21 protein-coding genes are annotated in these 22,768 nt (G+C 58.9%); all 21 read left to right on the top strand.

What is annotated here, in order from left to right; translation table 11 throughout:
* Positions 1-15 precede the first annotated feature (15 nt).
* Positions 16-1,110, top strand: coding sequence for a DegT/DnrJ/EryC1/StrS aminotransferase family protein (locus GSVR_RS03705; protein WP_173202070.1), 1,095 nt, complete (start codon positions 16-18; stop codon positions 1,108-1,110).
* Positions 1,111-1,200: 90 nt separating this feature from the next.
* Positions 1,201-2,364, top strand: a complete 1,164-nt coding sequence (lpxB, locus tag GSVR_RS03700; protein ID WP_239077448.1) for a lipid-A-disaccharide synthase — start codon at positions 1,201-1,203, stop codon at positions 2,362-2,364.
* Positions 2,361-4,109 (top strand): ABC transporter ATP-binding protein, encoded by a 1,749-nt coding sequence (locus tag GSVR_RS03695; RefSeq protein WP_173202071.1) that lies wholly within the window; start codon positions 2,361-2,363, stop codon positions 4,107-4,109. The genes lpxB and GSVR_RS03695 overlap by 4 nt, the downstream gene beginning before the upstream one ends.
* Positions 4,106-5,023, top strand: coding sequence for a lysophospholipid acyltransferase family protein (locus tag GSVR_RS03690; RefSeq protein WP_173202072.1), 918 nt, complete (start codon positions 4,106-4,108; stop codon positions 5,021-5,023). Before GSVR_RS03695 ends, GSVR_RS03690 begins: the two co-directional genes overlap by 4 nt.
* Positions 5,020-5,727 carry a phosphatase PAP2 family protein gene (locus GSVR_RS03685; RefSeq protein ID WP_173202073.1) on the top strand — a complete coding sequence of 236 codons (708 nt, stop codon included), beginning with the start codon at positions 5,020-5,022 and terminating at the stop codon, positions 5,725-5,727. Before GSVR_RS03690 ends, GSVR_RS03685 begins: the two co-directional genes overlap by 4 nt.
* The gene (locus GSVR_RS03680; RefSeq protein WP_173202074.1) at positions 5,715-7,004 is read left to right on the top strand and encodes a 3-deoxy-D-manno-octulosonic acid transferase; all 1,290 of its coding nucleotides are present in this window, start codon (positions 5,715-5,717) and stop codon (positions 7,002-7,004) included. Before GSVR_RS03685 ends, GSVR_RS03680 begins: the two co-directional genes overlap by 13 nt.
* The gene (gene lpxK / locus GSVR_RS03675) at positions 7,001-8,086 is read left to right on the top strand and encodes a tetraacyldisaccharide 4'-kinase (protein ID WP_173202075.1); all 1,086 of its coding nucleotides are present in this window, start codon (positions 7,001-7,003) and stop codon (positions 8,084-8,086) included. Before GSVR_RS03680 ends, lpxK begins: the two co-directional genes overlap by 4 nt.
* A gap of 92 nt (positions 8,087-8,178) precedes the next feature.
* Entirely contained in the window at positions 8,179-8,406 is a 228-nt protein-coding gene (locus GSVR_RS03670; RefSeq protein ID WP_203978782.1) for a Trm112 family protein, read from the top strand.
* A complete protein-coding gene (waaF, locus tag GSVR_RS03665) occupies positions 8,403-9,470 on the top strand; it encodes a lipopolysaccharide heptosyltransferase II (protein WP_239077447.1) in 1,068 nt (355 codons plus the stop codon). The genes GSVR_RS03670 and waaF overlap by 4 nt, the downstream gene beginning before the upstream one ends.
* 78 nt (positions 9,471-9,548) lie before the next feature.
* A complete protein-coding gene (locus GSVR_RS03660) occupies positions 9,549-10,835 on the top strand; it encodes a nucleotide sugar dehydrogenase (protein ID WP_173202076.1) in 1,287 nt (428 codons plus the stop codon).
* A 1-nt stretch (position 10,836) separates the two neighbouring features.
* A complete protein-coding gene (locus tag GSVR_RS03655) occupies positions 10,837-11,847 on the top strand; it encodes an NAD-dependent epimerase (RefSeq protein WP_173202077.1) in 1,011 nt (336 codons plus the stop codon).
* Between the two features lie 74 nt (positions 11,848-11,921).
* Complete coding sequence (locus tag GSVR_RS03650; RefSeq protein ID WP_173202078.1) at positions 11,922-12,998, top strand: glycosyltransferase; 1,077 nt, start codon at positions 11,922-11,924, stop codon at positions 12,996-12,998.
* A gap of 19 nt (positions 12,999-13,017) precedes the next feature.
* A complete protein-coding gene (locus GSVR_RS03645) occupies positions 13,018-13,782 on the top strand; it encodes a glycosyltransferase family 2 protein (RefSeq protein ID WP_173202079.1) in 765 nt (254 codons plus the stop codon).
* Complete coding sequence (locus GSVR_RS03640) at positions 13,779-14,900, top strand: glycosyltransferase family 9 protein (protein ID WP_173202080.1); 1,122 nt, start codon at positions 13,779-13,781, stop codon at positions 14,898-14,900. Before GSVR_RS03645 ends, GSVR_RS03640 begins: the two co-directional genes overlap by 4 nt.
* Entirely contained in the window at positions 14,897-16,225 is a 1,329-nt protein-coding gene (locus GSVR_RS03635) for a glycosyltransferase (RefSeq protein WP_173202081.1), read from the top strand. The genes GSVR_RS03640 and GSVR_RS03635 overlap by 4 nt, the downstream gene beginning before the upstream one ends.
* Before the next feature lies 1 nt (position 16,226).
* Positions 16,227-17,093 (top strand): DUF6492 family protein, encoded by an 867-nt coding sequence (locus GSVR_RS03630; RefSeq protein ID WP_173202082.1) that lies wholly within the window; start codon positions 16,227-16,229, stop codon positions 17,091-17,093.
* 52 nt (positions 17,094-17,145) lie between these two features.
* Positions 17,146-18,753, top strand: coding sequence for an AMP-binding protein (locus tag GSVR_RS03625; RefSeq protein WP_239077446.1), 1,608 nt, complete (start codon positions 17,146-17,148; stop codon positions 18,751-18,753).
* Between the two features lie 5 nt (positions 18,754-18,758).
* On the top strand, positions 18,759-18,995 hold the full coding sequence (locus GSVR_RS03620; protein WP_173202083.1) for an acyl carrier protein: 237 nt from the start codon (positions 18,759-18,761) through the stop codon (positions 18,993-18,995).
* A gap of 15 nt (positions 18,996-19,010) precedes the next feature.
* Entirely contained in the window at positions 19,011-20,480 is a 1,470-nt protein-coding gene (locus tag GSVR_RS03615) for an MBOAT family protein (RefSeq protein ID WP_173202084.1), read from the top strand.
* A 9-nt stretch (positions 20,481-20,489) separates the two neighbouring features.
* Complete coding sequence (locus GSVR_RS03610) at positions 20,490-21,530, top strand: hypothetical protein (protein WP_173202085.1); 1,041 nt, start codon at positions 20,490-20,492, stop codon at positions 21,528-21,530.
* A gap of 142 nt (positions 21,531-21,672) precedes the next feature.
* Positions 21,673-22,761 carry a lipopolysaccharide heptosyltransferase I gene (waaC, locus tag GSVR_RS03605; protein WP_239077445.1) on the top strand — a complete coding sequence of 363 codons (1,089 nt, stop codon included), beginning with the start codon at positions 21,673-21,675 and terminating at the stop codon, positions 22,759-22,761.
* Positions 22,762-22,768: the final 7 nt, after the last annotated feature.

The following is a 22,768-nucleotide window of genomic DNA, read 5'->3' as shown; positions in this document are numbered from 1 at the left end:
CCTGGAGGTTTCAAAATGATTCCAATGGTGGACCTTAAAACCCAATATCACGACCTGAAGCAGGAAATCGATCGGGCCGTGCTGGATGCCATCGAGAGCTCCCAATTCATCCTGGGACCCAATGTCACTGCTTTCGAACAAGAGAGCGCCGCCTATCTGGGCGCTGCCCATGCCGTATCCTGCGCATCCGGCACCGATGCCCTGCACCTGGCAATTCTGGCCGCCGGCATCGGCCCGGGTGACGAAGTCATCACCTCCCCTTTCACCTTTATCGCCACGGCCGAAGCGATCTGCTACGCCGGTGCCACCCCGGTTTTCGTCGACATCGATCCGCAGACCTTCAATATCGATCCCACCCTGATCGAGGCGGCCATCACGCCTCGCACCAGGGCGGTCATTCCGGTGCACCTGTTCGGCCAACCCGCCGAGCTGAGTGAAATCAAGGCCATCTGCGAAGCCCACAAACTGCAGCTGATCGAGGATTGCGCCCAATCCTTCGGTGCCGCCACCGGTGGCAGCATGACCGGCACCCATGGCAGCCTCGGCTGTTTCAGCTTCTTTCCCAGCAAGAACTTGGGTTGCTACGGCGATGGAGGCCTGGTCACCTGCGCCACACCGGAGCTGGCCGAACAGCTCAAGGTGCTACGCAATCACGGCAGCCGGGTACGCTACCATCACAGCGTGATCGGCTTCAACAGCCGTCTGGACGACATCCAGGCCGCGATCCTGCGCGTCAAGCTGAAGCGGATCGATCAGTTCAACAACGGACGCAGAAGAGTGGCGCACCTGTACTCGGAGCTGCTCAGGGATGTAGCGACCGTGCCGTACGAGGATGGCAAAGGAGTACATGTCTATCACCAGTACACCCTGCTGACCGACCGCCGCGATGCCGTTATGGCCCATTTGTCGGAACGGAAGATCGCATGCGCCGTCTATTACCCGATTCCATTGCATAGGCAGGATGTCTTCGCCGCCGCCTGTGCCGGCATTTCCCTACCAATAGCTGAAAATGTTGCCAGCCGTTGCATGTCCCTGCCGATCTATCCGGAGATGCCGGAGGAATCCGTACGCGTGGTGGCGGAGGCGGTCAGGGAGTCACTACTTGGCTAGTCCATCGGCCGGGACAAGCGGTGCCACTCCGAAAAATACGCAGCAGCCATATCCTCTCGATCCCCCTGTCGTAAAGGGGGTCTTTTTTTTATGACAGCAACGGTTTTACAATCTGCACATCGCAGAATAATGATCGTGGCCGGTGAGGCATCCGGAGACATCTACGGGGCGGAGCTGGCCCGCGAGGCGCTCAAGCTCGACCCGCATCTCAGTTTTTTCGGCATCGGCGGTGCCAGGATGCGCGAAGCAGGGGTCGAAACGTTGGTCGATTCGGCCGACATGGCCGTGGTCGGGCTGGTGGAGGTGCTAAAGCATTTTGACGTGATCTCCTCCGCCTTCATCACGCTGAAACGGATCCTGCTGAACGACCCGCCCGACATTCTGGTCCTGATCGATTACCCGGGTTTCAACCTGCGGCTGGCCAAGGTGGCGAGAAAATCGGGAGTGAAGGTATTTTACTATATCAGCCCCCAGATCTGGGCCTGGCGCCAGGGACGGGTCAAAAAGATCGCCCGTCTGGTGAACCACATGGCGGTGATCCTGCCGTTCGAGCTCCCCTTCTATCAGGGGGCTGGCGTACCGGCCACCTTTGTCGGGCACCCCATGCTGGATCTCGTCAAGGTGGAGATGAACCGTGCGGCAGCAGCGACCAGCTTCGGGCTCGATCCGCAGCAAAAAATCATCGGGCTGTTTCCCGGCAGCCGCAAAAACGAGATCGAACGGCTGCTGCCGGTCATCGTCGCTGCTGCAGGATTGCTGCGGGATCGCTTCCCCGGCGTCCAGTTCGTCCTGCCGCTGGCCTCCACCCTGCGCGCCGACCATATCACCCCTCAGCTAAAGGCGGCCGGACTGAATGTCACCATCACCCACGAACGCATCCACGACCTGATCCGCGCCTGCGATGCGGTCATCTCCGTGTCCGGCACGGTCACCCTCGAGATCGCCCTGGTCGAAACGCCAATGGTGATCATCTACAAGCTCTCACCGCTCACCTATCAACTGGCAAAACGGCTGGTCAAGATCGACAATATCGGTCTCTGCAATATCGTGGCAGGGGAAACGGTCGTTCAGGAACTGATCCAGGAACAGGCTAATCCTGTTGCCATTGCAGCGGAGATCGGTCGTTTTCTTGACGACGACGCTTACACAACAGCCGTCAGGGGGCGTCTGGCCCTGATACGGCAAAGGCTAGGCGGTGGGGGGGCCTCCGCAAACATCGCCCGCCTGTTACTTACAGAATTGGAACGCACATGAACCCGATACTCAGACGTACCCTCGGATATTTCAAGCCCTATTGGGGCCTGATGCTGGTTTCCGCACTCTGCTCGATGATCGTCGGCGGTCTGGACGGCGCCTTTGCGTGGCTGGTGGAACCGGTCCTCAAAAAGATCTTTGCCGGCAAGGACACCACCATCTTCCTGCTGGTCCCGATAGGGATTATCATATTATTCATCATCCGCGGGTTCGCCCGCTACACCTACGATACGACCCTCAAACTGGCGGGGCAGAAGGCGGTCCAGGACATCCGCAACGATGCCTATGCCGGCAATGTCAGGCAGGATCTGAGTTTTTTTCATAACCGCGCCACCGGCGAGCTGATGTCGCGCATGACCAACGATATCGGTGCCATGCAGGAGGGAATCGCCAACGTCGTCTGCGGCCTGTTCCGGGATCTGATCTCGGCCCTGTCGCTCCTGGGCGTCATTTTCTACCGGGACTGGCAACTAGCCATCATCACCTTTGTGGTCATTCCGGCCACAGCCTATCCGGCGCAGCTGATCGGCAAAAAGATCAAGAACGCCTCAGGCCGCAGCCTGAATGTGATGGGAGGCCTGACCGCCATCCTGCAGGAAACCTTCTCCGGCATCAAGGTAATCAAGGCTTTTGGCCTGGAGAATAAGACCATCGAGCGCTTTCACCGCGTGAATCTGGAATATTTCAACCAGATGCGGCGATACATCAAATACGAATCCCTGGCCATGCCCGTATCTGAGGCAATCATCTCCTTTGGTGTGGCCGGCGTAATCTATTTCGGCGGCAGCCAAGTCATGTCGGGCCGCATGACCGCCTCGGAGCTGTTCTCGTTCATTGCTGCCATGGTCATGGTCTTCACGCCCATCAAGAAACTCCAAGGATCCTATAACGTGCTGCAGCGCTCGGCCGGGGCCGCGGAACGCGTTTTTGCACTGCTGGATCGGCAGCGCAGCATCGTGGAGCGCCCAAGTGCACTGGATCTCGGCCGTTCCTCAGGCATGGTGGAATTCCGTGATGTTTCCTTCAGTTATGGCGAAGAGCCGGTTCTCCGGAATGTATCTCTGAAAGCTGCCAACAACCAGATGATCGCCCTGGTGGGCCCCTCGGGCGGGGGCAAGACCACCCTGGTTTCCCTGCTGCCCCGCTTTTACGATGTCACTGATGGGGCTATCCTGATCGACGGACACGATATCCGCGATCTGACTCTTAACTCACTGGTGGCGCAGATCGCCCTGGTCGATCAGGAAACGACCCTGTTCAACGAGAGCATCGCCAACAACATCCGCTACGGCAAGCCGGGTGCCAACCTGGACGAGGTGATCGAAGCAGCCAAAGCCGCCTTTGCCCACGATTTCATCATGCAGCTCCCCGAGGGATACGACACCAACATCGGTGATCGGGGAGTACGGCTCTCCGGAGGACAACGGCAACGCATCTGCATCGCTCGAGCCTTGCTCAAAAACGCTCCGATCCTGATACTGGACGAAGCCACCAGCGCCCTGGACACTGAGAGCGAGCAGATGGTGCAGCAGGCCCTGGACAATTTGATGGTCAACCGCACCACCTTTGTCATCGCCCACAGGCTCTCCACGGTTCTGCACGCAGACCGGATCGTGGTGCTGGAAGGGGGAAGGATCGTGGAAAGCGGCACTCACGAGAATCTGCTGAGCAACAGCGGTCTCTACAGCCGTCTGCACTCCCTGCAGTTCAACGACCGGGACACGGTCGGGATGATCGAACAATGAAGAGACTGTTCTGGGCCGTTCAGGCCGCTCTGTTCTATGTACTGACCCTGCTGGCGGCGATGCTGCCGGCCCCGGTTGCCAACCGCCTCGGCTCCAGCGTCGGAATGTTTCTGATGCTGCTGCTTCCGAAGCGTAAAGCCATTGCCGTGGATAATATCAGCCGGGCCCTGCCGTTTATGAAGTCCCACCCTCTATGGACGTCGGGCGAACGGACCGCCGGGGAACTGGTCAAAGAGACCTTCCGCAACCTAGGCAGATCGCTGGTGGAGGTATGCCGCCTGTACCACGGCAGAGGTGAGGACATACTCGGCAGGATCGAGCTGCGTGGCGCTGAACATTTCGAGGCGGCCAGCGCCCGGGGCAAAGGGGTCGTTTTCCTGACCGGACATTGCGGCAATTGGGAACTGGTGGCCCTGGCCTTCTGGCGGTTTTTCCGCGGCAGGATGTCGGTGGTGGCCCGACGCCAGAACAATCCTTATCTCAATCGCATGGTGGAGAAAATGCGGAGCCGCTACGACAACAACATCATCTATAAGCAGGGGGCTCTGAGGGGTATTTTATCGGTGCTGAAAAAGGGGGATAACATAGGCCTCCTGGCCGACCAGGCGGTATTCCCCGAGGAAGGGGCGCTGATCGATATGCTGGGCAGAAAGGCCTGGGCATCCAAGGCGCCGGTGATCATCGCCCACAAAACCGGCGCGGCCTTTTTGCCTTCCTTCATCCACCGTGAAGGGGACCGCTTCGTGATTACCATCAACCCTCCGCATGTCTTTGGCAGCGATCAGAGCGAAGATGGCATAAGAGAGGAAGTTCAGGCCCTGTCGCGCTATGTGGAGGATTTTGTCGTCTCCCATCCGACCCAGTGGTACTGGGTACATCGCCGTTGGAAACGGGCCGGGGAGAGCACACAATGAACCGAAAGTATGTAGATTTCGGCCTGCCGCTGCTGGTACTGCTGATTGCCACCGCCATCATAGGCGCGACAGGCGCCGACCTGAAACTGTCGGCGCTGTTCTTCCGCCCTGAGGGATGGGCAGTGGGGGATCGCCCTTTCTGGCACTTTCTGTACCTGCTCAACCGTACTCCGGTCTTCGCGATGGCCGTTGCGGGGCTGGCCCTGGCATTGTATGGCAGGGTCAACCCGGCCTGGCGGCAGTGGCGCAGACAGGGAGTCTTTCTGGTGATACTTGCGCTGCTGGGACCGGGGCTGCTGGTCAACAGCGTCTTCAAGGAGTACTGGGGCAGGCCGCGCCCACGGGAGGTCGTTGAGTTCGGCGGCAAGAAGCAGTTCCTTCAGCCGTGGCAGATGGGCACGCCCCACAATGGTCGTTCCTTTCCCTCTGGCCATTCGGCCGCCGCATTTTACCTGGCTGCGCCGTATTTTCCGCTGCGCCGCCGCAGGCCACGTTTAGCATTAGCTTGGCTGACTGGAGGGCTGGCATTCGGAGTCTTGATGAGCTTCGCCCGCATCACCCAGGGGGGGCATTTCCTGAGCGATACGCTGTGGGCCTGGGGCATGGTGCACCTGACCGCGGCATCGCTGTACTACCTGATGAAACTCGACCGGGAATCTCCGGGCCGGCCGGGCGCTGACCGGCAACCTTCATGTTCTACCTGATCTACAACATACTCTCCCTCTTCCTGCTGTTCCCGGTCTGCGCCTACCACCTGTACCGCTCCGTCAGCCGCGGCCGCCGCCCCGCCTTTGGCGAACGTTTCGGGCTCATTCCCGCACAGGCACTTTTGAAAGCCAACGGCCGGCCGGTAATCTGGCTGCATGCCGTATCGGTAGGCGAAGCCATTGCCAGTCGGCCGCTGCTCAAGGCGCTCCGTGCACGCTACCCAGGCCATGCCCTGGTTGTCTCCACCACCACCGAAACCGGACGCACCATTGCCGAGGGATTCCCGGAAAGGGATCTCTGCATCTACTTCCCCTTCGATTTTCTGCCGGCTGTGCGGCGCACGCTGGACATCATCAGGCCGGAACTGGTGATCATCATGGAGACCGAGATCTGGCCCAACTTCACCCGCGAGGCCTGCCGGCGCGGTATTCCGGTGCTGCTGGCCAACGGTCGCATATCGGACCGTTCCTTCGGCCGCTACCTGCGCCTGAGCTGGTTTTTCCGCCACCCGCTGCGGCTGTTTTCGGCGCTCTGCATGCAAACCGCAACCGACCGCGACCGGATCGTCGCCATCGGAGCACCGGCAGAGCGTACCCTGGTTGCCGGCAACCTCAAGTACGACATTCCCTTCCGCCGGATACCGGCCAAAGAGCGGGCCGAACTCAGGGAACGCTACGCCATCCCGCGCGATCTGACCGCACTCTGCGCCGGCAGCACCCATCCCGGCGAAGAAGAGTACGTACTGGAGGCCTACCGTGCGCTGCTGGCAGAGGGCTTACCCCTGTTCCTGATACTCGTACCGCGCCATCCGGAACGGGCCGATGCGGTCGCGGCTCTTCTGGAGCGGAATAACCTGCCTTACCGCCGCCGCACGGCACTGCGGGACTCCGCCGGTTATCGGTTCCATCCGGGAGAGGTGCTGCTGGTGGATACGATCGGCGAGCTGATGGGATTGTATGCGCTGTCCGACCTGGTCTTTGTCGGCGGCAGCCTGGTGCCGACCGGCGGCCACAATCTGCTGGAGCCGGCCTCCGTGGGGGTGGTCTCGATCTTTGGTCCCCACATGACCAACTTCCGGGAAATCGCCGCGCTCACCCTGGACTGCGATGCCGGAGTCCAGATCGAATCCCCCGCCGGGCTGGCTGCTGCCTGCCGCAGCCTGATCACAGACCGCAACCGGCAACAGGCCATGGGAGAGAATGGATTGCGGATGATGCAGGAAAACGGAGGTGCCACCGAAAGGCACCTGCAGGTCATTGCCGGTTATCTATGAGATCCTCATTCGCCGCATACTGGCGCGCCCTGGCCAACGGGACGAGAAAGGGACCGCTCGACCGGTTGCTGCTGGCACTGCTGGTACCCCTCTCCCTGCCCTACGCCCTGGTTCAGCACCTGCGCGCCCTGTTGTACCGCAGCGGCATCATCAGGGCGAAAAAATTGCCGCGCCCGGTGATCTCGATCGGCAACCTCACGGTCGGCGGCACCGGCAAGACGCCGGTCACAGCCCATATTGCCCGCCTGCTCTTGGCGCAGGGGTTCAAGGTGGCGGTACTCTCGCGCGGCTACGGCGGCACCTGCGAAGGGCGCCCCGCTATCGTTTCCGACGGCCGTACCATTACCATGACGGCAGGTGAGTGCGGCGACGAGCCCCGCCTGTTGGCCAGCACGGTACCGGGGCTGATGGTGGTGATCGGCAGCGATCGCCACAGTGCCGGACAGTTGGCCATGGAACATCTTGCCCCGGACCTGTTCCTGCTGGACGACGGTTTCCAGCACATGCGCCTCGAACGCGACCTGAACATTCTGCTGCTCGACTGCAACCTCCCTTTCGGCAATGGCTGGACTCTGCCGGCCGGGTTGCTGCGGGAGCCTGCCAGCGCTGCCGCCCGCGCCGACCTTGTAATCTTCACCCGCTGCCTGCCCGGGCAAACGACTGTGCCGTTTGCCCCTGTAGTTACTGTCTGCCGCGCCCGCCATGAACTGGGCGGAGCGGTCCCGCTGATGGGAGGGGAAACAATGCCGCTGACAGCGCTGGCCGGCAGGAAGGTGCTGGCTTTTGCAGGAATAGCCGAACCGCAGGCCTTTTTCGATGGACTGCGGCAGCTCGGCCTCGATCTGGTATCCACCCTGCCCTTGCCGGACCACGTCGACTACAACGATGCCCGGACAGCCGAAATAGAAGAGTCCATGCGCCGGTCCGGAGCTGAAATCGCCCTCACGACCGGCAAGGATGGTGTCAAACTGGAGCGCCTGCCCCGGGAACTGGCCCGCAGAATCCTGATTGCCCCCCTCGACCTGATCATCGACGACCCTACCCCGCTGTTGGCAATGCTGAGCAATTTGCTTCAAAAATAAAGCTGTCTGTGGCATTATAACAAGATTTCGATTCTGGGTTCTTCCCTCGACCAAGCCCATAATCGGTTTCCGCGAGGCCAAGCAACATCATAATGCTCTCACACGACCTGTTCGACATACTTGCCTGTCCTGCCTGCAAAGGTGACCTTGCCCGCGATGACAGCAAGCAAGTTCTGTACTGCCAGAGCTGCAACCTGAATTTTCCGGTCAGAGACGGCATCCCGGTCATGCTGCTGGAGGAGGCCTTTCCCAATGGAACCGCTCCGGAAACTGTGACGTCACTCTCTTCCGAAGATGGCAGGAAGGTTACGCCCCTGTGAGCCCCAGCAGCCGCAACCCCGTTCGCCGGCTGTTGGTACGGGCAGTCAACTGGATCGGCGACGCAGTCATGACCACCCCGGCCATCGGCCTGATCCGGGAACACTTTCATGATGCCGAGATCACGCTGCTGGCCAACCCGTTGGTGGCACAACTCTTTTCGCCCCACCCCGGGATCGATCGTGTCATGACCTTCGACCGCACTGGCGCCCACCGCGGCTTTGCCGGAAGGCTGAGACTGGCGGCGGAACTACGCAGGCAGTCCTTCGATGCAGCCATCATCCTGCCGAATTCCTTCGACTCCGCCCTGATACCCTGGCTGGCTGGCATACCGGTCCGGTTTGGTAAAAGCAGCGATGGGCGAGGACTGCTGCTTTCGAAGCGTTATTCCCCGAACGAGCGAAAATGGACGGGGCATGAAGTGGACTACTATCGGGAGCTGGTGCGCCACTTCGGTATCACCGGCTCCGTCCGCAGCCCCTATCTGATGGTCACGCCAGAGGAGCAGCACGAGGCAAACCTGCTGCTGGCTCGCCACGGCATCCGCCCCGAAGAGCCCGTACTGGGCATCAACCCCGGCGCGACCTATGGCTCAGCCAAACGCTGGTACCCGGAACGCTTTGCGGAAGTCGCCCGGCAACTGGCTACCCACTGGTCGGCGCGGGTGGTGATCTTCGGCGGACCGGGTGAGAGGGACATCGCCAACGACATCGCGGCACGCCTGGAAGGCACGGGGTTGAACCTGGCCGGGCAAACCAACGTACGGGAACTGATGGCGCTGATCAAACGCTGCAATTTCTTCGTCACCAACGACTCCGGTCCGATGCACATCGCTGCCGCTTTTGGCGTCCCGCTGGTGGCCATCTTCGGTCCTACCGATCATACCGGGACCGCCCCCTTCACGGACAAGGCCGTGGTTGTCCGCAGAGATGTGCCCTGCGCCCCCTGCAAGCTCAGGGAGTGCCCGACCGATCACAGATGCATGACAGCGGTAACGGCCGGGGATGTGGTGCAGGCGGCACTCCGGCTGATGAACGAAGCTCCTGGCAAAGAGATGCTGAAATGAAACTCTCGTCGACCGTCATCACCTGTGATGCCATCCGGGGGAACCCTGCTGCTGGCCCTCTAGGAATGGAGTGTACCAATGGGACATGAACGCACGGTTTCAGTGATCGGCCTCGGCTATGTGGGACTGCCGGTAGCCGTCGCCTTCGGCAAGGTGCGGCAGACTATCGGATTCGATATCAGCGCCTCGCGTATCGCCGAGTTACGCGACGGCATCGATCGCACCGGCGAGGTTTCCGCCGAGGATCTGCGTGATGCCGATATCCTCTTCAGCGCCTTGATCGAGGACCTGCGGAAGGCGGATTTCCATATTGTAGCGGTCCCGACTCCCATCGACGATGCCCACCAGCCTGATCTAATGCCCTTGCTCCGGGCATCGGAAACGGTCGGCCAGGCTCTCAAGGTCGGCGACATAGTCGTCTATGAATCAACGGTGTACCCCGGTGTCACGGAAGAGGTGTGTGCGCCGGTCCTGGAACGGGTTTCCGGGCTGCGCTGCGGCGTAGATTTCTCGGTCGCTTACAGCCCGGAACGCATCAATCCCGGCGATAAGGAGCACACCTTTACCAAGATCAAAAAGGTCGTGGCGGGGCAGGATACCCGGACCCTGGATGTCGTAGCACAGGTCTACGGATCGGTGGTGACCGCTGGAGTTCATCGGGCAGCCGACATCAAAGTGGCCGAAGCGGCAAAGGTTATCGAAAATACCCAACGGGACCTCAATATCGCCCTGATGAATGAATTGGCCATCATCTTCGACCACATGGGAATCGACACCAACGACGTGCTTGAGGCGGCCGGCACCAAATGGAACTTTCTCCGTTTCACCCCCGGCCTGGTAGGAGGCCACTGCATCGGCGTGGACCCCTATTACCTCACCCACAAGGCTGAAAAGATCGGCTATATCCCGCAGGTAATCCTGGCCGGACGCAGAATCAACGACGGCATGGGACATTTCATTGCTCAAAGGACCGTCAAGGAGATGATCCATGCCGGTCACAACGTGCGGGGCTCGACAGTCACGGTTCTGGGCCTGACCTTCAAGGAAAATTGTCCCGACCTGCGCAACTCGAAAGTAGTTGATATCATCGCGGAACTTCGCGATTATGGCGTCACTGTTCAGGTGCACGACCCGTTGGCCAACCAGGAGGAAGCGCTGCATGAATATGGCCTCTCCCTGACCCCCTTCCGGCACCTGATGCCCGCCGATGCCCTGATCCTCGCGGTGGCCCATCAACAGTACCGCGAGCTAGGGGTGGAAGATCTCAAAAACCTGTTGAAATCGGCTCCGGTCCTGGTGGATGTAAAGGGGATCTATGACCGGCGGGCCGTCGAGGACGGCGGTATTCGCCTCTGGAGGCTTTGATATGGCTAAGATACTCGTAACAGGCGCGGCCGGCTTCATCGGCTATCACCTCTCCAAGCGCCTTTTGGCGCGGGGTGATGAGGTCGTTGGACTCGACAACCTGAACGACTACTACGACGTGCGCCTGAAACAGGCTCGTCTGGCGCAGTTGGAAGGGACACCGGGCTTTCGGTTCGTGAAGTGCTCCCTTGAGGATCGCGAGACCCTTGAAAAGCTCTTCCAGGCTGAGCGGTTCGAGAAAGTAGTCAACCTGGCCGCCCAGGCCGGGGTACGCCACTCACTGGAAAATCCCCACGTCTACATCAGCAGCAATATCGTCGGATTCATGAACATCCTGGAGGGATGCCGCCACAACAGTGTCAAGCATCTGGTGTATGCCTCGTCCAGCTCGGTCTACGGGGCCAACACCACCATGCCGTTCTCGGTTCACCACAATGTCGACCACCCGGTATCGCTCTACGCGGCAACGAAAAAGTCCAACGAGCTGATGGCCCATACCTACTCCAGCCTGTATGGCCTGCCCACCACGGGTCTGCGTTTCTTCACCGTATATGGCCCCTGGGGCAGGCCCGACATGGCCCTGTTCCTGTTCACCAAGGCAATACTCGAAGGAAGACCCATCGACGTCTTCAACGAGGGCAAAATGCGTCGGGACTTCACCTACATCGACGACATCGTGGAAGGAGTGGTCAGAGTCACGGACAAGACGGCGACGGCCAATCCGGCATGGCGTGGTGATGCCCCCGATCCCGGCAGCAGCTATGCCCCCTATCGCATCTACAACATCGGCAACAACACCCCCGTGGAACTGATGCACTTCATCGAAACACTGGAACGCTGCCTGGGCAAAGCCGCGGTGAAAAACCTCCTACCCATGCAAACGGGCGATGTTCCGGCCACCCATGCTGATGTGGACGATCTGATGCGCGATGTAAGTTTTGCCCCGGCCACCCCGCTCGAGGAAGGGATCGGGCGGTTTGTGGAATGGTACCGGTGGTACTACGCATGTTGATATGCGTCAGGCGTATTGCCGGGGCCAGGGTTATCCTCTCCACAACTATTATCAGCTACGACTGGATGTAGCACATGCAGGAGATGCTCCACATCATTGAACCGACTCTGGAGGGAGAAGCGGGGCATTGCTATAGTTTCGTGACCAGCCTGTGTCAAGCGGCAGGCACCTATCCCCTCACCGTATGGTACGGAAACAGAGCCGTTATCTCACTCCCCCCGGGTGTTTGTACCAGACGCTTCTTTTTTCGCACATTCAGAAGACTGCAGGCATTCTGGCTGTACCATACCCTGCTGCGGCAACCGGGGCGTCTCTTTATCTCGACAGCCGGCAGAACAGACCTGATACTGCTTAATCTGGCATGCCGGGGAGAAATACCGCCTCACAAGGTTTTTTTGTATATTCACTGGTTCAGACCTTCACCGGGCAAGCGCCGCCAGCTCGAAAAACTGGCTGAGCGCCAACCCGGGATCACTGTCCTCACCCCCACAGCCTCGGTGTTTGAGGAGTTCCGAGCTGCCGGTTTCGCCCATACGCGCCTTGTCCCCTATCCGATCACGCCGCTCGCTCCAGGAGAGGTTCCGGCGGAGCATCAGGCATTCAGGCGCCTCTTGTTTGCAGGCGCTGCCAGGCGCGACAAGGGATTCAGCGCGGTGGTCGATTTCGTGGCATTGCTGGCACAAACAAGGCAACATATTCCTGTTAGCCTGCAAACATCCTCCGCTCACTACGCCAAATTTGATGATACGACCATGCAGGACCTCGCGCGGCTGGAGGCCATCGCCTACCCCAACCTTGAACGGTATGCCGAAACCCTGCATCAGGCCGAGTACCGACGGCTCTTCAGCGGGGCGATCTGCCTGCAGCTCTATTCGCGCCAGGATTTTGCCGACCGCATCAGCGGCGTAACGCTGGATGCACTCAGTGCAGGCAGCCCCGTGGTCACCCTGTCCGGGACATGGATGGGCCGTGTTGTTGCCGAATTCGACGCCGGTGCAGTGATTGAATCATCGGCACCTGAAGTGGTGCTGACCGCTGTACAGCGCGTCATGGAGCGTTATGAGTACTATCGCGACAATGCCATTGTCGCCGGCCGCGAATTACAGAAAAGAAACAGCGCCGAGTATCTGTTCCGGGAATTGACGGTCTGATAACAACTCAGGGGAGTGTATGAATAACCGGCGGCCCATCTCGGTTGTCATTATCGCAAAAAATGAAGCAGAGCGCATAGAGGCATGCCTGCAGAGCGTGGCATGGGCAGATGAAATCGTGGTGATCGACTCGGGCAGCACCGATGCCACCTGCGATATCGCTCGCGGCTTTACCGCCGGGGTCCACTTCATACCCTGGCGCGGTTTCGGCCCCCAGAAACAGGCAGGGGTCGATCTGGCCAGCCACGACTGGATCCTGAACGTGGATTGCGACGAGCGGGTCACGCCGGAGCTTGCGGCGGAAATTTCCATGATCCTCTCGCAGGAAACCACGTGTGACGCTTACACGGTGCCTCGCCGAACCTTCCTGGGGAGCAAGGAGATCAAACATTGCGGCTGGTATCCGGACCGGACCATCAGGTTTTTCAACCGCAGAAATGCACAATTTTCCGACAGCCCGGTCCATGAGCGGGTGGTGACCGAGGGGACCACCGCCGACTGTCGTGGGCACCTGCTGCACTACTCCTTCAGCGGGCTCGGCCAGTTGTTCGTCAAGCTGAACCACTACAGCGACCTCTCGGCCCGCCAGATGTTCGACCGGGGCAAGCGCTGCACCGTATTCGACCTGACGGTACGGCCGCTGTTCGCGTTCTTCAAGACCTATCTGCTGCGCCGGGGCTTCATGGACGGCGTCGAAGGCTTCGAGATAGCCGTAACCACTGCGGTGCTGACCTTTGCCAAGTATATGAAACTGCGTGAGCTGCAAGGCGGGAGCAGACCATGATCCCGGCACCCCGGTCGATTCTGATCGTCAACATCCGGCTGATCGGGGATGTCATCCTGACCACCCCGCTGATCGGGCTGCTCAAGGGGGCATTCCCCGAAGCTGCCATTGACCTCCTGGTGGCCCGCGGTACCGGCGAATTCCTGGAGCGGGACCCACGGGTACGCAGGGTGCTGTATGCCCATACCGGATCGAAGACTGAACGACAACGGAACACATATCAGAGGGAGATATTCGGTCAGTACGACTTGGCCATCACCATGAACGCCTCGGACCGCGGCACCATTGCGGTGCTCCTGGCAGGCAGGAAAAGCCGCGTGGGCTTCTATGACCAGGGACGCTTCTGGAAAGGGGTGTGGAAGAGACTCCTGCTGACCCATCCGCTCCCGCTCCCGGAGGACGTTCCGGTGGCGCGGCATTGTCGGGCCGTTGCCCAGGCGCTGGAGATCCCCCACGAGCGGCTCACGGTCAAAGTGTACTGGGACGAATCCGATGAGGCCATGGTACGCGGCATCCTGGACGAACGCGGGGTAGCGGACCATTTCTTCGTACTGCACCCCTTTGCCCGGTGGATCTACAAGTTCTGGAGCTTCGAACGGTTTGCCGCTGTGAGCGATCAGATCGTCGAACGCTACGGCCTGCACCCGGTGTGGACCTCGTCCCCATCTCGGGATGAGAAGGCCCAGCTCGCAACGGCCGCTGGGCTGTGCCGGCACAGGCCCACCATCATCGCCGGAGAGCTGGACCTCAACCAGATGACCTGCCTGCTGGGGAAGGCAAAACTTTATGTGGGGCTGGACACGGCGGTCACCCACCTGGCGGCAAGCACCGGGGTGCCGCTGGTTGCGCTCTACGGCCCGACCTTTACGACCCGCTGGTTCCCCTGGTGCAACAACGCCCCCGACGATCAGGCCAGCCCATCGACCAGGGGGCTGCTGCAACGGGGGCAGATCGTGGTGGTGCAGAAGGATCTGGCCTGTGTCCCCTGTGGCAAGGCCGGGTGCAACGACGATGGACTGTCCCCCAGTCCCTGTCTGCAGGAGATCTCGGTGGAAGAGGTGCTGGCGGCGGTGGATGCCAGCCTTGCCACAGGAAAAGAAAAGGGAATTCCGTTATGAACAATGATGCCGGTAAACCGGGCTACCGCGGAACATGGTTGATCCTGTCCCACGGCTTCAATATGGACGGCCGGGCTGCCAGCCAGACCATCACCGATAAGATTCCGCTCCTGATTGCCCAGGGGGTCACCCCCGTCGTGGTAAGCGCCCAGACCGGGACAAAGGATAGTGTCGTCGAGCACCACCAAGTGCCGGCCATCGCCCCGTCTGGCCTCAAGTTCGACATGCGGCACATACTCAGGAAGCACATCCGCAACCGGACCGCATTCAAGATTGTCAAAGGACTGGTGTCGCTGGTACTGCTGCCGTTTTACCTGCTGGAGCGGGCAATCATTCACCTGGAAAGCCAGTGGTCCTGGTTCGTCATGGCCTACTTCACAGGGGCTCGTCTCATCAAACAGCACAAGCCCGCCATCATCTATTCCACTGGAGGGGCAAACTCCGCCCATTTCGCGGGCTATCTGCTTGCGAGGCACTTTGGCATTCCATGGATCGCCGAGCTGCATGACCCGATGATCCATGATCAGTGGAGGGGAAGCCGGATGGCCTATCGATGGGCCGCATATCTGGAGCGCATGATCTGCCGTCATGCCTCCGCGGCCTGGTGGTTCACCGAGATGGCGCTGGCCAGGGCCAGAGAGCGCAATCCGGTATTGGGGGAACGGGGACACATGATCATCCCCGGAGTGGGCACCCCCGACTTCCAGAGTGCTGCCTATCGGAAGCGGGATAAACTGCACTTCGCACACTGCGGTTCCCTGGCAGAGAGCCGCAACCTGGCCATCTTCTTCGAAGCGCTGCACGGCCTCCTTGAGCAGCACCCGCAGTATCGGGACATGGTGCAGATTGATGTGTACAGTTCAAAGCTGGACGGGGTCTCCCGGGCAGCCCTGGAACGCTTTCCTCTCCCCGGCACAGTGAAGGAGCACGGTCGGCTGGAGACCGATCCCGCAACCGGTAAGAGCGGACGCCAACAGGTTCTGGAGGCGATGCGGCAGACCGATGTGCTGCTGCTCCTGCACGGCAGCGATCCGTTCTGCGAGGAATACATCCCCTCGAAGCTGTTCGAGTACCTCTGGACAAAACGACCGGTGCTAGGACTGATCTGGCGCAACCCTCAACTGGAGCGGATCATGGCGGAGCGGGGGCATCATGCGGTCAATGCGCTGGATGTCCAGGGACTGCAGGCTGCACTTCTGGAGATTTTCAGGCAATGGGAAAGCGATGAACTGAAGGATACGGAGTTCTCCAATCCGTTCACGGTTGAGGATGCGGTCGCGCAGATCGTGGCATTGGCGGGGCGTGTTCAAAAGGGAGCGGCCTGACATGGAGACGCTGGTTCTTTACTGCAAATCCTACAGAAACGACGTACTGCGCGCCAAAGCCCTGGCGGAGAGCATCCAGAGGTTTAACGCGGATCATATCCCCTTTTACGTTTCCGTGCCGACAGCCGACATGGAACTGTTCACGGAGCAGCTCAAAGGGCTGGACTGCACGGTGCTGAGGGATGAGGAGATACTTGCGGCAAACCCCCGGCACTCCCTGGATCTGATGCACGAAATGCGGGGCGGGCTCCTCCAACAGGTGGTGAAGTCGGAATTCTGGCGCCTGGGAATCAGCCGCAATTATGTGATGATCGATTCGGATTCCTATTTTATCAGACCGTTTTCTCTTGCAGATTTCATGTTTGATGGGGAGACGCCCTATACCGTCATGCACGAGGGAAGAGACCTCCTCGATTTTGCAGCGCGCAGTGACAAACAGAAGATCAGAAACAACTTCGCAAAGGATCGCCTCCAGGCCAAAGAAAATTTCAATCGCCCAGGGCGCATCTACGACTTCGGCCCCACGCCGCTCATCTGTTCGTCACTTGTCTGGCAACGCTTGACGGAAGGGTATGCTGAGCCAGCAAACAAAAGTTTTGCCGATTTGATCCGGGAGTTTCCCAATGAGATGCTCTGGTACGGGGAGGCGGTGCTCCATTATGCCCCCATACGCCTGATGCCGATTGAGCCGCTCTTCAAGGTATACCATTATAAGGAGCAGTATCAGGAAAGCCTGGAGATCGGCGAAAACGAGGAGATCCTCGCACAGAATTATCTCGGCATAATCAAGCAATCGAACTGGGATTATTCTTTGGATCTCGTGCCAAGAAAGAAGCGATCCTGGAAGTCGCTCTGGCTGAAAAGGTAACCTGCGTAATTCCTTCGGCCCCATAATGATTCATGACAAAAATGAGATAGACATGGGAAACTGCAATATCGGTTACCTCTGCACCGGTCGGCAATACGAATTTGGCTTGGGTGACAAGGTAGCTATGCGCTGGGTCTCGCCCCATTTCGAGCGAACCGATTATACCTTTGCCGATATGGACAGACTCTCCAACCGTTTTGCCAATGTGGTGCGGTCCTTGGGCGTGGCCAGGGGAGAGGTGATCTTCACCTTCCTCCCCAAGTCGCCCGAGCAGTTCACCGCCGTTCTGGGCGGCCTCAAGGCAGAGTGCATCACCGGGACCCTCTTTTCCAATTTCGGCGAGGATGCCCTACTCGACCGGCTTGGTGACTCCGGTGCCCGGCTGGTGATAACCCGTAAGTCCCTGTACCGCAAAATCGAACGCATCCGCGGCCAGCTGCCGGCCCTCAGGGCCGTTATCCTCACCGACATCACCGAAGATCTTGGCGATGACGTTCTCTCGTGGCAGCGCCTGATGGGCGCGTCATCCGACGGGTTCGCAGTGCCGCTCACGCCCCCCGACACGCCATCAATGCTGCATTACACCTCCGGCTCCACCGGCAAGCCCAAGGGGGTGCTGCACCGTCACGGCAGTATCCTGCACCAGAGCCGCACAACGCGAGAGGTGCTGGGACTACACAGCAACGACGTCTTCTGGTGTACAGCCGACCAGGGATGGGTTACCGGCACTTCTTACGGCATCATCGGTCCCTGGAGCCTGGGGGTAACTCAGGTTCATTTCGGCGGCGGTTACAACGCCCTTCACTGGTTCGAATTGCTGCAGAACGAACGAATTACCGTCTGGTATACGGCCCCAACGGCGCTGCGCATGCTGATGCGCGAGGAACAGGAGATCTTCGGCAGGGTTGATATAAGCGCATTGCGCAGCATCTTCAGCGTCGGAGAACCGCTCAACCCGGAGGTCATGACGTGGGGGAGAGAGATGCTGGGAAAGGATATCCACGACACCTGGTTCCAGACCGAAACCGGCGCCATCATGATCGCCAACCGCCCCGGCCTGGCAATCCGCCCCGGCTCGATGGGGAAACCGCTCCCTGGTATCGAACCCGCGATCCTGGCCGATGACGGCACCATACTCCCCGACGGCGAGCACGGGCATCTCTGTCTCCGGGCGGGATGGGACTCCATGTTCGTCTCCTATCTCAATAACAATTCAGCCTATGCCAGCAAGTTCAGGAATGGCTGGTATCACACCGGTGACATGGCGTGGCGTGATCGGGACGGCTACTACTGGTTCCTGGGGCGCAGCGACGACGTCATCAACACATCCGGCCACCTGGTGAGCCCCTTCGAGGTAGAGAGCGCCCTGCTGGAACTGCCCGAGGTGGCGGAGTCCGGGGTGATCGGCGCGCCGGACGACCTGCTCTTCGAAAAGGTGGTTGCCTTTGTCGCCTTCCACGCCGGTATAAACTATACCCCCGAACTTGAGCTCAAGATTCGTCTGCACATAGCCAATCGTCTGTCGTCGATTGCCATTCCCCAAGAGGTGCTGCCGGTGGCAGCAGTGCCTAAGAACAAAAGCGGCAAGATCATGCGACGCGTCCTCAAAGCGCGCTACCTCGGCCAGGATGCCGGGGATACATCCACACTGGAGGAGTGAGTATCATGGTGACCCTGGACATGCTGGACCCCATATTCCGTGAAGTCTTCGACGACACCGCCATAACCCTGCAACGCGGCACCACGGCTGATGACATCGAGGCCTGGGACTCCCTGACCCATATGAACCTGGTAATTGCCCTTGAACTCGCATTCAAGGTCAAGTTTGCCCTGGGTGAACTGCAACAGTTGAAAAACGTCGGTGACATGCTGGACCTGATCAACAAGAAATTGGCTAAATAAGGAACACACAGGCCAATGCTCTTCAACTCCTTCGAATTCCTCTTTCTCTTTCTGCCGTTGACGCTGCTGGTCTACTTTGCACTGCTGCGCAGGCGGCTGACCATCGCGGCCAAATCGTGGCTGCTCTTTGCCTCGCTCTTCTTCTACAGCTGGTGGAACGTGAAGTACCTGCCGTTGATCCTGGGCTCGATCCTGTTCAACTATACTATTGGCGGACTCCTGGTCGAATACGACGAGAACGGGCAAAAGGCCGTCTCAAAGCGTGCCATCTTCGTCACCGGTATCGTTGCCAACATCGCCCTGCTCTGCTGGTTCAAGTACATGGACTTCTTCATCGGCACCGCCAATGGGCTCCTGGGGACGCACCTGCCGTTCCTGAGGATCGTGCTTCCCTTGGGAATCAGCTTCTTCACCATCACCCAGATCGCCTTTCTGGTAGACGCCTATGAGGGGCTGGTGGAGGAAAGAAATCTCCTCAACTATGCCCTGTTCGTGACCTTTTTCCCCCATCTGCTGGCAGGCCCGATCCTCCACCACAAAGAGATGATGCCCCAGTTCGAGCGCCTGCGGAACAAGGTGGTCAACTGGAAAAACCTGTACCTGGGACTGATGTTGTTCTCCCTGGGACTCTTCAAGAAGGTGGTCGTGGCCGACACATTCTCCCAATGGGCATCGGCCGGCTTCGATGCTACCCAGCCAATGACCCTGTTTCCGGCCTGGCTGGCAAGCTTCTCCTATACCTTTCAACTCTACTTCGACTTCAGCGGCTACAGCGATATGGCCGTGGGCATCGGTTGGATGTTCAACATCAATCTCCCGATAAACTTCAACAGCCCCTACAAAGCCACCGGGATGATCGACTTCTGGAAACGCTGGCACATCACCCTGACCAATTTCATCACCACCTATCTGTATACCCCCATCCTGCGTGCCTTCGGGCGCGTCACTTTCGCCCGTTCGCTGGTGGCCGTCTTTCTGGCCATGCTGATCTCCGGCTTCTGGCACGGCGCCGGCTGGACCTTCATCATCTGGGGGGGGATGCACGGGCTGGGGCTGGTGGTGAATCACATCTGGAAGAAGCGCAAACTGCCCATGCCCCGGTTCCTGGGATGGCTGATCACCTTCAACTTCGTCAACATATCCTTCATCTTCTTCCGTGCCAAATCTCTTGATAGTGCCTTGGCCATCCTGCACGGCATGGCAGGCATGAACGGGGTCATGCTGCACCGCTCGCTGGCCAAGATCACATTCCTCGCGAAGCTGGGAATCACCTTCGGGGGCTGGCTCGACGCCATCAAGGGGAACGACCAGACCTGGATCATGGTCCTCTGCGCGCTCCTGATCGCCGTGTGCTGGAAAAACTCCCTGGAAATCGTGTCCCGCGTGCGGCCCACCTGGAGCTGGCTCACCCTGCTGCTGATCGTCACCTTCTGGTCGCTTCTCGGCATGAACAAGGTGAGCGAATTCCTTTACTTCCAGTTCTAGGATCCACACATGTATCGTCGCTTAGTTCTCACCTTTGTCACAGCTCTGGCCCTTTTCGTGGCAGGCAATTACGCAATCTGGAAGTCGGCCACTGAAGACCTGATAACCGACCGCAATTATGATGGCGGCGACCTCTCCCGCATGGGATATGTCCCCGAGTCCAAGATGTACCGTCATAACACGACGGATCTCCCCCGCCAGCACATACACCTTAAGGACTACGATGGCCGTCGGGTCGACATGATCACCATCGGCGATTCTTTTTCGAATGGCGGTGGAAAGGGATACAACCGTTTCTACCAGGACTACATTGCCAGCATCAACAATTTGGAAGTACTGAATCTCACCAACCCCATTGAGGGCATGGACTTTATTTCAACCATTGTGACGTTGCTGAACAACGGTTTCATCGAACACTCGCACGCACGCTACGTCCTGGTAAGTTTCACGGAAACCAGCTGGAAAAATTTTGCCCGTCATATTGATTTCGATCAGACTATCAGTATGAGCGAACTGGAAAAGCGCCCAAGGGTGGATCATTATGGCAGACTCCCCCAGGTCCCCTTCATCAACAGTGGTAACCTCAAATTCCTGACATTCAATATGCTTTATCCCGCATCAGAGCATGCACTATTCGGCGAGGTCTACAAGGCGAGACTGACAAGGTCCTTTTTTTCGGCGCATGCCGCCAACCAACTTCTGTATCTACCCTACCGTTCACTACCCTCTGCCGAGGACGTAAGACGGATAAATGACAATTTGAACGAGCTTTCTGACCGTTTGACCTCGCGGGGTATTCGCCTTGTGTTTCTGCCATTCGTCAACAAGTACACCCTGTATGCCCCTTGGCTGGAAACCAAGCCTTATCCTGAGAGCGCTTTCTTTGAACTTCTTCGTCCGTTACCAAAGCGTTACACCTTCATCGATTCCAAAGCTCTGTTGAGAGAAGAACTGGAACGGGATGAGAAAGATGTGTACTATGCCGATGATACCCATTCGAGCTGGAAAGCCGCATGGAAGATTTTTTCTTCCGTACGATTCCCCAAATGAGTGGCCATGTTCCGACAATTTTCACATGCGAAAATTGTGAACCGATTGATGAACTCCCAGGTAATTCTTTCTGTCATTGCCCTTGTCCCGGAACCTGTACTTGGTTTACTAATTTATTTTGTAAAATGGCGCAATGCAGGCCTTGCGTAACAAAAAATCGAACGGAATTCCCCTTTTCTATTACATGCGCATCCTGATCGTTAAAACTTCATCCCTTGGCGACGTCATCCACGCCCTGCCGATCATCGACTATCTGCGGCAGGTCTCTCCCACTGTTGAGATCGAATGGGTCGTCGAGGAGCAGTTCCTGCCGGTTCTGGAGCACAATCCGGAGCTGACCCGCATCCATGCCGTCAGGACGAAGAAGTGGCGCAAGGCCCCCTTCTCCCGCGAAACGCGCCAGGATCTGCGAGATTTGCGGGAGGCGCTCCAGAGGCAGCCCTACGACTTGGTCTTCGACATTCAGGGTAACCTGAAAAGTGGTCTGATCGCCTGGCTCAGCGGTGCCGCCCACCGAATCGGTTTTACCCGCGAAGTGCTGCAGGAAAAGCTGAATGCCTTGTTCACCACGCGCAAGATACCGTTCCGCAGTTGCGACCGCAATGTCACTGATCGCTACCTGCGCGTGGTCAGCGTTCCCTTTGGCCGCGACTACCGGGAGATGCAGCTGGCCGGCATGATCTACTCGGCACAGGAAGACGAAGATTCAGCCGACCGCTTTATGGTGGGATTGCCGGATGGCCTGGTATTCTTTTTCCAGGTTGGGACCACCTGGAGCACAAAGCTGTGGAATCCCCAGGGATGGTGCGACCTGGCCCGCAAAATCAGCGAGAGATATCCCGGAGCGACCATTGTGATCAATTGGGGAAGCCCGGCAGAAAAGGCTCTTGGAGAAGAGATAGTACAGAAGATAGGCGACTCCGTGCGACTTTTACCCTGGCTGACCGTGCGCGAGCTGATTCCGGTGATCAAGCGGGTCGATCTGGTGATCGGCGGCGATACCGGCCCGGTCTACATGGCCGCTGCAGTCGGCACCCCCACCGTTTCCTATTACCGCGCCACTAATGGGGCAGCCTATGCCCCCTCCGGAGATATGCATCGCTCCATACAGGCGCCCATGCAGTGCTCGGGCTGTGGCCGGACCTCCTGCGAACGGGACGAAGAGTGTCGTGCCAGCATTTCCGTGGACGCCGTCTTCGGCGCTGTAGTAGAATTGATACCTGATGTCTGAAACGAAA

The sequence above is a fragment of the Geobacter sp. SVR genome (assembly GCF_016865365.1).
Classification (GTDB): Bacteria; Desulfobacterota; Desulfuromonadia; order Geobacterales; family Pseudopelobacteraceae; genus Pelotalea.
The sequence above is the reverse complement of the archived record's forward strand: the minus strand, read 5'-3'. Positions and strand labels throughout refer to the sequence as shown.